The organism is Tannerella forsythia 92A2, assembly GCF_000238215.1.
Classification (GTDB): Bacteria; Bacteroidota; Bacteroidia; order Bacteroidales; family Tannerellaceae; genus Tannerella; species Tannerella forsythia.
On sequence record NC_016610.1, the window covers coordinates 347655 to 360331 of the forward strand.

The following is a 12677-nucleotide window of genomic DNA, read 5'->3' on the forward strand; positions in this document are numbered from 1 at the left end:
GGAAGACGGAGCTAAGATAAAGAAAAACAGTCCATGCAAAAAAAAACAGCCGATTTATTTGTTGCGTCAGAATAAAATCATTTACTTTGCACGAGTGTAAAAAAATGATAAAGATGCGACCATAAGACGCTGAAAATATTTTGCAAAACTTGCAGACCGATTATTAGACCCGGTTAAATCTGGAAAATTCAACAAGGGAGTCTGAGAATAATTTGTCGAAGCATGTGATGCACCCTGCATAAGGGGCATGGACTGTGCTTTTACTTATTCAGACTCCAAGGTTTTCCAGAACCGAACCGGGTGAATAGCAGAAGTTGGGACGTGTCCCTCTCTTTTTTGCCTTTCGGTCACAGTTCAAAACAAAACAAACAATATGATGAAGAACGTACGATTCGCCCCGTGGGTAGGCAGCGCATACACGATGGGCATAGAAGGAAAAAGAATGATGGCGCTGGGCGAAAGTCATTACTGCGCCAATCCGTGTGATGCCGACTCCGGCATGACCAACCGTATCATCCGCCTGTTGTTCGAGCCTGACCGCGAGCACGAAGGGTTTATGAATACGTATACGAAGTTCGAGCGGGCACTGGCCGGAAAGCCGCTCTCGCTGGCCGAAAAAGAACAATGGTGGAACCGGATCCTCTTTTATAACTACGTGCAAAGTCCGATCTCCGGGCCGCGTAAAGAACCGACACGACAGGAATTTGCCGATTCCGAAGCGGCTTTTTTCGAAGTACTCGAGACTTATCGACCCGATGGCGTATTGGTATGGGGTAAACGGCTGTATGATAACCTTCCTAAACGCGGCAGACAGCTCGACGACTTGATCTTGCCCGACGGGAACAGCATCGAGACATGGGCGTACGATCTCCGCAACGGTCATACCGTGCGACTGTTACCCATCACCCATCCTTCGGCCGCATTTACAACCGGATATTGGCATATAGCCATCTCCACGTTTATCCGCGACATGAAATAACAAACGATTAATCTATATAATGTATGGGAACACAGAATTTTTATTGCGAATACTGCGGAAAGCGGTATCCAAGCGTACAACAACTGACGAACGGACTCTGTCCGCGTCATCCGGACGGGTCTAACCGGGGGAAGCACAAACTTTACGAAGGAGGTGAAAAGAAAAAATACACCTGCAAGCATTGCGGAAAGGAGTATCCCACCATCACTGCGATGGTAATCGGTCCCTGCCCCCGCCATCCTAAAGGGAGCAATCACGGCAAACACGCCCCGGCGTTGTGAGAAAGAGAAGAAAAAAATAGATTTAATTTTAATGTGATGGACATAAAAAAACAAATCAGACAGACATTTGTCAGTAAAGCAAAAGGTTTAAAAAACGCATATCATAATGGCTCTGATATATTTTATATCGATATCCCTGAAGAAACAAAAGGAGCTATCCGGAAGAACTTTCAATTATCTTTTGACGAAGATATTCTTTTCTTTAGAGACACTTCTTTTTGGTCTTCATCTGATCAAGGAATGGTGATCACAACATCGGGTATACACTTGCTTCCTGAAAATAATTCGCCGGAAGAAATTTATGCTATCGGTTGGAGTGATATACTAAAGGTCGAATATAAAGACTTGAATATTTATATCTCTTATTATGATGGTGATCTTTTACCCTTGGAGATAAACTTTTTTTTCAAGAAAAACAATGTAGATCCCGAATATGCACAATATTTTGCAGATGTTCTGACTGAAATTGCATGTTTGTGTGAACCACAAGATCCAAGTGATGATATGCTCTCCAATATTTTTATGCTTATAGAAGAAGAAAAATTTTCGGAAGCATACGCTGCTATAAATGAATATCAAGCATTGTATGGATATCAGCCTTACTTCGGATGGGAAAAGGTGCAAATGGCTATGAAACAAAAAGATTTTTCCAAAGCGCAATATGAGTCAGAACGCTTGTTACAAGCGATTGAAGAAGAGGTTGATAATCCAGAAGCGTTTAATGAAGAAAAAAGTGGCGCCTTAAATGCCATCGGCTATATCTATCTACAGCAGGAAAATTATGCTGAAGCAAGGAGATACTATTTTAACTCCATTCAGTTTTCTCCTTATGAAGAAAGTAAAAATTTTAGGCATCAGAAATTTCAGGATATAGACAAAAAGTATAGTGAACATTTTGCAGAATTAGATTTTAATCAGAGAAAACTCTTACTACCGGTTAATAAAATCAACAGCTTGGATTCTAAACAAATTGCTGTTATGAGGATGGATTTTTCAGGAGCGTTACAGTTTCCTATAGGACATCCCATTGCGGATCAATTGTATGTTGCGCATCCGTATATTTCAGGTCGCTATATCCCTTTTGAAGATTATGATCTGACTTTTCTCGAAGACCGATTAAGGGAGTTTTGTTGGCTTGCCCAATGTTTAGGAGCAACAGAGGTTACTATTGAAAGCGAAAAAGATAAATCTTTTGATAATAAAACAAACACCAGCTCGTCTTATTCTGGAAAAGCTAGCCCCAGCCATATTAAAGTATCTGTAGAAGGCTCTTATGAAAAGAACAGAGAAGATTCAAGATTTGAACAGCTTAGAAATAAGCTTTCTCTTAACCAGAAATTTAGTCCGAGCCAAAAACCGTTTGTGCCGGACGGATTAGTTTGGTACGAACATGAAGCGTCATGGAAACGATTAGCTACGCAGCGTTTACAGGGCGGCCTGCTCGAACATGTGGAAAGGATGGCCTCGAACAATCACGAAAGTGCGATGGTAAAAGCTTCCGATCTGGTCAGTCTGAAAGCGGAATTTATGGAATTGATACAAATAGAAGGTCAATATAAGAAAGAAAAAGAAGTAGAAAGCTCTTTCAAGAAAAAAGAAAATATTTCTCTTCGAATCCATGTGACATTTGCTCCGATTAATCAATTGAACGGTATGAACCATAGCGAACCCGCACAACTGCCGGATCATCTAACGGAGAAAGAGAAAGAATATATAGAGGAGTATAAAGAGTGCTATACAAGCAATAACGGAGATTTTTCCGCAAAGGAAGTGAGACTTTTGGAAAGAATCCGAAAGAGTTTCGGGATATCTGATGATCGAGCAGCGGAATTAGAGAAAAAGGTTTGTTCAGATACTACGCTTACAGAAGATGAACTTGAATATTTAGAAGAATATAAGCAGTGTATGGCTGAGGGAGAGATTACAGACAGCGAGCGGAGGCTGTTAAACAAGATAAGAAATACATTGGGTATTTCTGAACAAAGAGCATTGGAAATAGAATCAAGAATTAGAAACTGAAATAAAAAATTTAATGATGGAAAATGTTGATGTGTACCTCCAAAAAGAGGAAGAGCTTTTTCAGAGATGGAAAAAGAACATGAAAATAAAAGAAGAGAACTTTTGTTGTGATGGACTACTGTATAAAGGGGAAATCAAGCGTGATGAGAGTAATAAATGGTATCGAGAGCCGGGAAATGAAAGTGAATTATGGGATAACTCTCCCTTAAAAATATTGCTCTTTTCTAAGTATCCTAATGATAATTATGATATTAGATCGGCAACAGGTTATAATCATAAGTCAAATAATAAAACTGTCACGAATCAGTTTTTTAAGAATTTGGTGATTTGGGTGTATGGTATATACAAAAGAATCATAGAAGAATCGAATATCTCTTTCGGTGATTTGGATGAAGATGAATATATAAATTATTGGGAAAATAAAATTTCAATTGTCCGTGTAAACTGTAGTAAAATATTGCAAGATAATGATATAATTCGATTTTTTGATAATAATAAATATAAAAAATATATCAAAGAACAATTAGATCTCTATAATGCTAATTTTATCTATTGTTGTGGAAGAGATAAGAGTCTGAGATATATTATTAAGAAGCTTTTTCTGTCTGATTTTGAATCTGTTGTGGGAGATTGGACATATTATTCATCCTCAAAAAAAGCACTTCTCATAAATGGATATAGTCCATCAGCTAGATTTAGTTTCGAGAGAATGTATGAAGAATTAATGGAGAAACTGAATTTATCTTTAGAAAAAAGGCCAATTTATCAGAGCCAATTCAAGCATCAGGAGGATATAAAAGATTAAGTAATAAAAAATATCTTCAAACCATCCTGCGTAGCTTATACGTAATTTTGCAGTGTCGATAAGGACAAAATATAATAGATAAAAGAATATAGATGACTGAAAAAGAACAAATAGTTACTGCGGAGAGCCGTATGCTGCATGAGGTAGTGGCGGATTACAGTTATGCGTTGGATTTGCTGGATCAGTACGACTACCGTACAATCGAGGTGGAGGCCGTGAGCGGTCCTCCTCGGTTTCGCGCCACGTATGAGGGGGCGATGGAAGCCATCCGTAGCCTGAAGGAGCGGTTTGGGGGTAGCCCGCTGTTCGGTAACGAGAAAGATGGGTCGTTCCGAAGCTCTATCGGGCAGATTTATCAGACGTTCGACGGCCGGGAGCTTTACCCCTCAGCCGAAGAGAAGGCGGCCATGCTGCTCTATTTAGTGGTGAAGAACCATTCGTTCAGCGATGGCAACAAGCGTATTGCCGCGATGCTGTTTCTGTGGTTTATGCATCACAACGGCCTGCTCTACCGAACTGATGGCAGCAAGCGCATCGCGGACAATACATTAGTGGCGCTTACGCTGATGATTGCATGCAGTCCCGCCGAGGAGAAAGACCTGATGGTGCGGCTGGCGGTCTGCCTGATCAACACAAACAATCAATAACAAGCAATTTATCGATATAACGATCGTTCTATGGCAAAGCATCAATTCCGGAAATACATCTGGATCATCGACCGGCTCTACCGCACGGGAGGTATCACGTACAAAGAGCTGGCGGAAGCGTGGGAAAACTCTTCGCTGAACGACGACGGCCGGCCGTTGCCCAAGCGCACGTTCGACGATTACAAGCGGGCTATCGAAGAGACGTTCGACCTCAATATCATCTGCAACGCGAGCAGCGGCTATACCTATCGTATCGAAAATACGGACGACATCAGCAAAGATCATATCAAGAGCTGGCTGTTGAGTTCGTTTGCGGTCAACAACATCATTCAGGAGAGTCGCAAGCTCAAAGCGCGCATCCTGTTCGAGCGCATCCCTTCGGGTAACGAATTGCTGATGACCATCATCGAGGCAATGCAGACGGACAGGCGTCTGCAAATGACGTATCAAAGTTTTCATTGTGAGCGTCCCCGAACCTTTCTGGCCGATCCGTACTGTGTAAAAGTGAGCCGGCAACGCTGGTATGTGGTGGTCTTCGAGCCGGAGTGCCGGAAGATACGGACATACGCCTTAGACCGGATGAAACGGATAGAACCGACGGACGAATCGTTCGTCTTCCCCGATACGTTTGATGCGGAAACGTATTTTGCCGATGCTTTCGGGGTGATTGTCGTCCCCGAAGAGTTGGATGTGGAAACGATCCGTCTGAAAGTCTCCGAGGCGGGGAATAAACGCAAGTATTTCCGTTCGTTGCCGTTGCACCCTTCGCAGAATGAGGTGGAACGCTATACAGACTATTCCGTCTTCGAATACCGGCTCTATCCGACGTACGACTTCTTTCAGGAAGTCCTCTCGCACGGTGCCGAAGTCGAACTTCTCTCGCCCGAATGGGTACGAGGCGAGCTTCGTTACATGGTCGAAGAAATGCACGCATTGTACCGGGAAGGATAGAGTCCTATGCCGAATTCTGCATAGGACCTGATGAAAATCAAGACGGAGGCGTTCATGCCCCCCTTCCTCTTTACCGACAAAACAAACAAAATATAATTTATGTAAAAACAACGGACATCCATACAAAAACAGCTATATTTGCCGCATCAGTCAACGGATACTCAAAAAGAACTATTTTCTGTCAAAATTAAGAAGAGGGCAAGTACTCATGAATTGGAGAGAAAACATCAAGAACGTCTTTCGCCATCCTGTTTTCAACCGCTACACGACTGTTGGCGTTGTATGGGGCATGGCTACGCTGGCAGCATGGCTGCTCAAACATCCCAACAATAATTTTATCATCTTCCGAAACGTATTTTGGCATGTCTTACACCAAATGCCACTCTATGCCGAATATCCGGAAATTTATCACGACATCAACCATTACGGTCCGTCGTTCAGTTTCATTGTTGCACCGTTTGCCCTCTTTCCGGTAAAGTTCGGATACCTGCTGTGGCTTGCAGCCATGAGCGCTTTGCTGTTCATAGCCATACGCACACTCCCTTTCGAGCGCAAAAAGCTTCTGTTCATCATGTGGTTTTGCGCCAACGAACTGTACACGGCACTCTGTTTGGCACAGTTCAATATTGTTATTGGCGCGATGCTCATACTTATCTTCGTCTGTATCGAAAAAGAGAAGGAGGTATGGGCGGCTTTATTGATTGTCATCGGCCTGTTTGTTAAGATTTACGGCATTGTGGGACTGGCCTTTTTCTTTTTCTCGCACCGCAAAACAAAATTGATCCTCTCCCTGATCGGATGGAGCCTCGTGTTTTTCGCGCTGCCCATGCTGTATTCTTCTCCCGAATACATCCTCCGTCAATACGGCGAATGGTTACCGGACTTAATCGCCAAGAATGCTGCCAACCATTTTTCTCTTTTCCAAAATATCTCGTTGTTGGGCATCGTACGGAAAATATCAGGCAACCCTGACTATTCCGACATGTGGCTGATCATCCCCGGACTGATTCTTTTCGCCCTGCCCTATCTGCGCACCGGGCAATATGCCTCTCCGACGTTCCGACGGATGTTTTTAGTCTCCGTCATGCTGTTCGTTGTCCTGTTCAGTACCGGTAGCGAGTCGAGCAGTTACATTATCGCCCTGACAGGTGTAGCTGTTTGGTTCCGGGGCGTTCCGTGGAAGCGTTCGAAGGGAGACATCGCGTTGCTTATCTTTGCCTTTGTCCTGACCAGCATGTCACCGTCCGACCTCTTTCCTGCATTCCTCTACCGGCCTTACGTTCAACCTTATGCGCTGAAAGCTTTGCCGTGTGTGCTGATCTGGTTCAAGCTGATCTATGAGATGATGACCCGCGATTATGCCGCGGCAGACAACCGGACGCCCGAGCTCAGCCCTTCCTCCCACAAAGAATAACCAAAGAGAGAGAACATGCCATCTAATTGCCTATGATACTGCTTAGTTTTGACATCGAAGAATTTGACTTGCCGTTTGAATACGGCCTGTCACTGTCATGGGAAGAACAGATCCGCATCTCGTCCGAAGGTTGCCGAAAGATTTTGAGCGGCCTTTCCCGCCATGAGGTAAAAGCGACGTTTTTCTGCACCGCCCGCTTTGCGGAGAACGCTCCCGAGCTGATCCGTGAGATCAGTGAGAGCGGGCACGAAGTCGCCTCGCATGGCTATGAGCACAGCGTCTTTGAAGAAGCGGACCTGAAACGTTCGAAAGACATTTTGGAAGTGCTCACCGGCCAACGTATCGAAGGCTTCCGCATGCCCCGCATGGCCAACGTCTCGGACGCTGCGCTTGTCGAGGCCGGATACACCTACAACTCTTCCCTCAACCCCACCTTCCTGCCCGGACGATACAATCATTGGCACGAACCGCGCACCTGGTTCCGGCAGAACGGACTGCTTCAACTGCCCGCCTCAACAACTCCGAACATACGTTTCCCGCTCTTCTGGCTGTCTTTTCATCACCTGCCCGGAGCCCTCTACCGACGACTGGCACTCCGAACATACAAGCACGACGGCTACCTGCTCACCTACTTTCATCCGTGGGAGTTCATGCCCATACAGCAAATCAAAGGACTACCATATACGGTCACGCACAATGCCGGAAATAATGCCGAAGTACGTTTGGATAAGTTGATCGGTTTCTTCCGAAAACGAAACATACCGTTCGGAACATTCCGCGAATTTATCGAAACATTACCCCCCATATCATAACTTCTTCACGGGCGATACGAAAAAAACATCAACCAACAACATTTTTTAACATCATTTTCGTGCCAATACTACGAAATATTCGTATATTTGCGTTCGATTAGTAACATAAAACAATTGTAATCATGGAAAAATTAACACAGCAGGAAGAAGAAGCCATGTTGATTGTATGGCAACAGGGAGAGGGAACGATTCGTAGCTATCACGAACAAAGCGGGAAGCCGCTCATGCCTTACACGACCTTTGCGTCCATCATTAAAAATCTGGATCGCAAGAAATATTTGAAGATGCGGCGTGTAGGAACGACGAACTTGTGTAAACCGCTGATTTCGGAGAAAGAATACAAACGTAAATTCATGTCGGGATTTATTCGCGATTATTTTCAGAACTCATACAAAGAAATGGTCTCGTTCTTCGCCCGCGAAGAGAAGATTTCGGCCGATGATTTGAAAGAGATTATCCGTATTATCGAAAAACAAAAATAGAAAACGATGGAAACATGGACTTATTTACTGAAGGTGAACGCGGCTATCGCTGTGTTTTATATGGTATACAGATGGTGTTATCGGAATGACACGTTTTTTACCTTGCGACGGTATTTGCTTCAAGGCATCTTATTCTTGTCGGTCGTATATCCGTTTACCGACTTTTCGAAATGGTTTGTGCGTAGCCACACACTGACCGAAGCGGCGTTTACATATACGCAATATATGCCGGAACTGACGGTGACGCCGTCGGTCGAAGCTCCCGCGACCTACTCATTGGGAGATTACGCGCTATGGCTGTATCTTGCGGTGACAGGATTTCTGTTGTTGCGGTTGATGGGTCGTCTGACGCAACTCGTATGGTTACGGTGGCGCAGTCCACAAGTAGAGATAGAGGGCGCACGCGTCAGCCGATTGCAGCGGCCGGCTACTCCTTTCTCGTTTTTCAACTGGATTTTTATACATCCCGAGATGCACCGGAAAGAAGAGCTGAAAGAGATTCTGGCACACGAACAGATACATGTCCGTCAGCATCATTCGTTCGACATCTTGCTGGCCGAGCTGTCCTGTGCCGTCTGCTGGTTTAATCCGATGGCATGGATGCTCAAGAAAGAAATTCACAGCAACCTCGAATTTCTCGTCGACCATCGCGTGGTGAAGGACGGCGCCGACGCCCGCAGCTACCAATATCATTTATTGCGCATGGCGCATCAGCCCGTGCAGACTGCGCTCGCCAATCAATTCAACACCTCTCCGCTGAAAAAGCGCATCCGGATGCTTAACGCCAAGCAATCGCCCAAAGTGAAACTGGTGGCCTACACCTTAATGCTACCCTTGGCGTTGTTGCTGCTCGTAGCCAATAACGCGGGCGCGATGACCGAGCAGATGTCCGGGTTGCTCGACGCTTCTCTGCCCATGTTGCAGGGACATACGGGAAACCTGTCCGACACGAAGAAAGGCGACTCCCTCGTCGTATCGGGTACCGTAGTAGACGGGCAGGGAGCGCTGCAAGGCGTAAGCATCATTATTCGTGGAACATACAGCGGAACGATCAGCGACGAGAACGGACGATTTCAGATTCGCATGCAGGCCGGAGACACGTTGAACTTCTCATATATCGGAATGGCGCCGGTACATCTTGTACCGAAGGCTTCGGGCGATGTCGGGAAAATCGAGATGAAACGTAAGAAAGAAAACCTCGATGAGATCGTCGTTGTAGGATATACCTCCTCCGAGAAAACCACGCGAAACGACCGCAAGCCATCGACCGGATCCGAAGGTGAACCGATCTTTACCGTTGTGGAAGAGATGCCTCAGTTTCCCGGCGAACAAGCCGCTTTGATGCAATATATCGCCCGGAATATCAAATATCCGGTGATCGCGCAGGAAAATGGCATTCAAGGGCGTGTAGTTTGTCAGTTCATCATCGATGAACGCGGAAACACGGCCGACGTACAGGTGGTTCAGGGCGTCGATCCGTTGTTAGACAAAGAAGCAGTTCGCCTCATCGAGGAGATGCCCCGATGGAAGCCCGGAAAACAGCGCGGCAAACCCGTATCGGTCGAATATACTGTACCGGTTAACTTCCGCTTAACCAAAGGAGCCGTATGCTCCATACAGAAAGACACGGCGCGGCAGACACAAAGCAGGCAGGCTCCTATCAAGTACTATCTGAACGGCAAAGAAATCTCTTCCGAACGGATGAAAAGCATCCCTCCCGCAGAGATTGAAAACATACACGTACTGAACACGGAGAACCGGCAGATGGAACATAAGGATAAAACCGCTTCGAAAATTATTATCATCACTACCTTGGACGCGACAGCCGACGAACGCGCCCGAAACGAAGAAATTAAGAAGAAGTTTAATTAGTTCTCAGATTACTAAGCGATCGATTTCAGAAGGGTGTGCCGAAAAAACGTTTCGGGCACACCCTTTCGATATGTAGAAGAAATATAGAAAAACAACGCGCTAAAGATAAAAGCGAGAGAGCACAAAAAAACAGTCCTTCCGTATAGCGGCGTCGAGCAAGGAGTCGGATATACATACGGATGGATGCAACATCCCGACGTCACCGACAATTTTCCTTATAGAATCGAATGTATATACGATAAAGTACGATGTTTTTTCTTTTTTATTAAGAGATTTGCCTTATCTTTGCAACCCATAAACGTTCAAAATGAATAAAGCACGTATTTATTGTTGTTGTTGCTGTTGTTGATTCAATCTTTTTCTCAAAATTGATAACGGTGCTCTTATGCACTTTTCACACAAGCAATAACAAGTTTCTATTCATTCTTCAATATCTTTTTTATGACATCCGATACTTTTAAACTTATCGATAAGTTTGAACCTTTGCCTATCCGCATTCCGGCAGATAAATGCCAACTCGAAGAGGCAATCCGCACACTTGTTTCTCTACTGTTTCCCGTTTGCGAAACAGTCGATATAACAGTTTTTCGTAGCCGGCTGAAGACATGTGCTATAACACTCGACAATAATATTGGTAAACTGACGAATCCGTCGTTCGCTGATGATGTAGTATACCGTTTCTTTGAACGATTACCCGAAATACGGATTCGTCTCTATAAAGACGCCCATTGCTATCTTCGTAATGACCCTGCTGCCAAAAGCATAGAAGAAGTTATATTAACCTATCCCGGATTTTTCGCGCTTTGCGTACACCGCATCGCTCATGAGCTCCATAGATTAGGTGTGCCTGTTATTCCTCGTTTGTTTGCCGAATATGCCCATGCGCAAGTCGGCATCGACATACATCCCTCCGCACAAATCGGTAAGAATCTGTTCCTTGATCACGGTACAGGGATCGTGATCGGAGAAACATGTCAAATCGGAGATAACGTAAAAATATATCAGGGAGTTACGTTGGGTGCGCTCTATGTGGAGAAACAACTCTCGGAAACGAAGCGACATCCCACCGTACAAAATGATGTGGTTATTTACGCCAATGCCACCATATTGGGAGGAGAAACCGTTATCGGACACGATTCCGTCATCGGTGGTGGAACATGGCTTACCCGGAGCGTTGCGCCCTATTCACTCGTTTACAATTCGGTAGACATAAAAATACGAACGGTAAAAACGTTTCCGCAACCCTCCGATTATGTGATATAAAACTTTTCTTTCTGTACGAAAAATGCATTCTTACGATGATATAAGTCTTATCAAAAAAACAATATAATGAAGTATAACAACATTTTAGAAACAATCGGGAGAACCCCGCATGTACGACTGAGTAAACTCTTCCCTAAACAGGAAGTATGGATTAAGCTTGAGAAACAAAATCCCGGTGGCAGCATTAAAGACCGTGTCGCGCTAAATATGATCGAGAAAGCCGAAAAAGAAGGACTCTTGGAACCGGGTTCTACCATTATTGAGCCCACTTCAGGCAATACCGGAGTAGGCCTCTCACTGGTAGCAGCCTATAAAGGCTATCGAACCATTATCGTGATGCCCGAATCGATGTCGGTAGAACGCCGCCGGTTAACGGCCGCCTACGGTGCCCGGTTGGTACTCACTTCGCGCGAAAAAGGGATGAAAGGAGCCATCGAAAAGGCGCAGGAGATTCAAGCCGAAACACCCCGTTCATGGATACCACAACAATTCAGCAATGAAGCTAATCCCGACATTCATGCCCGTACCACGGCACAAGAACTTATCGACGACTTCCCCGAAGGGATCGACTATCTCATTAGCGGCATCGGCTCAGGAGGGCATATCTCAGGTGTGGGCCGAGAATTAAAGAAAGTGTTTCCGTCCATTTTGGTCATAGGGGTGGAACCCGAAGACTCGCCGGTTATTTCCGGAGGCCATTCAGGTGCGCATGCCATTCAGGGTATCGGCGCCGGATTTATCCCCGAGACGCTCGATCTTACGGTACTCGACAGCATTTTCCGCATTACCCGAGAAGATGCGTTCAATTACGCTCGCAGGCTGGTTAAAGAAGAAGGCATTCTGGGAGGCATTTCCACCGGAGCATCCTTGGCCGCCGTAGCCCAAAAAACCGCCGAACTGAGGCGCACCAAACGCATCGTGACTTTCAATTACGATACAGGAGAACGCTATCTCTCGGTGGAAGGATTGTACTGAGTAGCGCCGCATAACCATTCAAAGTATGACAACGGGACTTGGTTCGACTATTCTATGAGGAAGGGCGACAATAATCCGATTGAATGATGAGGTCTAAAAAAAACATGGATTGCCCAAGATGCGGAAGCATAAATCTTCGTGAAGATGGCATTGTTGGAGGTCGTCAGTTCCGTTATT

Annotated in this window: 12 protein-coding genes; all 12 read left to right on the forward strand. The window is 45.2% G+C overall.

The window, feature by feature from the left end; all coding sequences use genetic code 11:
* The first annotated feature begins 373 nt into the window (after window positions 1-373).
* The 12 genes from BFO_RS01470 to cysK all read left to right on the forward strand — a co-directional run bounded on the left by BFO_RS01470 (window position 374) and on the right by cysK (window position 12500).
* Window positions 374-979, forward strand: a complete 606-nt coding sequence (locus BFO_RS01470; protein WP_244262934.1) for a uracil-DNA glycosylase family protein — start codon at window positions 374-376, stop codon at window positions 977-979.
* A gap of 23 nt (window positions 980-1002) precedes the next feature.
* Window positions 1003-1260, forward strand: coding sequence for a C2H2-type zinc finger protein (locus BFO_RS01475; protein WP_014223787.1), 258 nt, complete (start codon window positions 1003-1005; stop codon window positions 1258-1260).
* Window positions 1261-1296: 36 nt separating this feature from the next.
* A complete protein-coding gene (locus BFO_RS01480; RefSeq protein ID WP_014223788.1) occupies window positions 1297-3279 on the forward strand; it encodes a tetratricopeptide repeat protein in 1983 nt (660 codons plus the stop codon).
* A gap of 13 nt (window positions 3280-3292) precedes the next feature.
* The gene (locus BFO_RS01485; protein ID WP_014223789.1) at window positions 3293-4084 is read left to right on the forward strand and encodes a hypothetical protein; all 792 of its coding nucleotides are present in this window, start codon (window positions 3293-3295) and stop codon (window positions 4082-4084) included.
* A 92-nt stretch (window positions 4085-4176) separates the two neighbouring features.
* Window positions 4177-4731 (forward strand): type II toxin-antitoxin system death-on-curing family toxin, encoded by a 555-nt coding sequence (locus tag BFO_RS01490; protein WP_014223790.1) that lies wholly within the window; start codon window positions 4177-4179, stop codon window positions 4729-4731.
* A 30-nt stretch (window positions 4732-4761) separates the two neighbouring features.
* On the forward strand, window positions 4762-5682 hold the full coding sequence (locus BFO_RS01495) for a helix-turn-helix transcriptional regulator (protein ID WP_014223791.1): 921 nt from the start codon (window positions 4762-4764) through the stop codon (window positions 5680-5682).
* A 208-nt stretch (window positions 5683-5890) separates the two neighbouring features.
* Entirely contained in the window at window positions 5891-7096 is a 1206-nt protein-coding gene (locus BFO_RS01500) for a glycosyltransferase family 87 protein (RefSeq protein ID WP_014223792.1), read from the forward strand.
* Between the two features lie 32 nt (window positions 7097-7128).
* Complete coding sequence (locus BFO_RS01505; protein ID WP_014223793.1) at window positions 7129-7908, forward strand: polysaccharide deacetylase family protein; 780 nt, start codon at window positions 7129-7131, stop codon at window positions 7906-7908.
* Window positions 7909-8030: 122 nt separating this feature from the next.
* A complete protein-coding gene (locus tag BFO_RS01510) occupies window positions 8031-8390 on the forward strand; it encodes a BlaI/MecI/CopY family transcriptional regulator (RefSeq protein WP_014223794.1) in 360 nt (119 codons plus the stop codon).
* Between the two features lie 6 nt (window positions 8391-8396).
* Complete coding sequence (locus BFO_RS01515) at window positions 8397-10262, forward strand: M56 family metallopeptidase (RefSeq protein WP_014223795.1); 1866 nt, start codon at window positions 8397-8399, stop codon at window positions 10260-10262.
* A gap of 441 nt (window positions 10263-10703) precedes the next feature.
* Window positions 10704-11525 (forward strand): serine O-acetyltransferase EpsC, encoded by an 822-nt coding sequence (gene epsC, locus BFO_RS01520; RefSeq protein ID WP_014223798.1) that lies wholly within the window; start codon window positions 10704-10706, stop codon window positions 11523-11525.
* A 66-nt stretch (window positions 11526-11591) separates the two neighbouring features.
* Window positions 11592-12500, forward strand: coding sequence for a cysteine synthase A (gene cysK, locus BFO_RS01525; RefSeq protein ID WP_014223799.1), 909 nt, complete (start codon window positions 11592-11594; stop codon window positions 12498-12500).
* Window positions 12501-12677: the final 177 nt, after the last annotated feature.

Coding starts and splice junctions, on each gene's coding strand:
- BFO_RS01470 (WP_244262934.1), top strand. CDS start 374: ATGATGAAGAACGTACGATTCGCCCCGTGGGTAGGCAGCGCATACACG.
- BFO_RS01475 (WP_014223787.1), top strand. CDS start 1,003: ATGGGAACACAGAATTTTTATTGCGAATACTGCGGAAAGCGGTATCCA.
- BFO_RS01480 (WP_014223788.1), top strand. CDS start 1,297: ATGGACATAAAAAAACAAATCAGACAGACATTTGTCAGTAAAGCAAAA.
- BFO_RS01485 (WP_014223789.1), top strand. CDS start 3,293: ATGATGGAAAATGTTGATGTGTACCTCCAAAAAGAGGAAGAGCTTTTT.
- BFO_RS01490 (WP_014223790.1), top strand. CDS start 4,177: ATGACTGAAAAAGAACAAATAGTTACTGCGGAGAGCCGTATGCTGCAT.
- BFO_RS01495 (WP_014223791.1), top strand. CDS start 4,762: ATGGCAAAGCATCAATTCCGGAAATACATCTGGATCATCGACCGGCTC.
- BFO_RS01500 (WP_014223792.1), top strand. CDS start 5,891: ATGAATTGGAGAGAAAACATCAAGAACGTCTTTCGCCATCCTGTTTTC.
- BFO_RS01505 (WP_014223793.1), top strand. CDS start 7,129: ATGATACTGCTTAGTTTTGACATCGAAGAATTTGACTTGCCGTTTGAA.
- BFO_RS01510 (WP_014223794.1), top strand. CDS start 8,031: ATGGAAAAATTAACACAGCAGGAAGAAGAAGCCATGTTGATTGTATGG.
- BFO_RS01515 (WP_014223795.1), top strand. CDS start 8,397: ATGGAAACATGGACTTATTTACTGAAGGTGAACGCGGCTATCGCTGTG.
- epsC (WP_014223798.1), top strand. CDS start 10,704: ATGACATCCGATACTTTTAAACTTATCGATAAGTTTGAACCTTTGCCT.
- cysK (WP_014223799.1), top strand. CDS start 11,592: ATGAAGTATAACAACATTTTAGAAACAATCGGGAGAACCCCGCATGTA.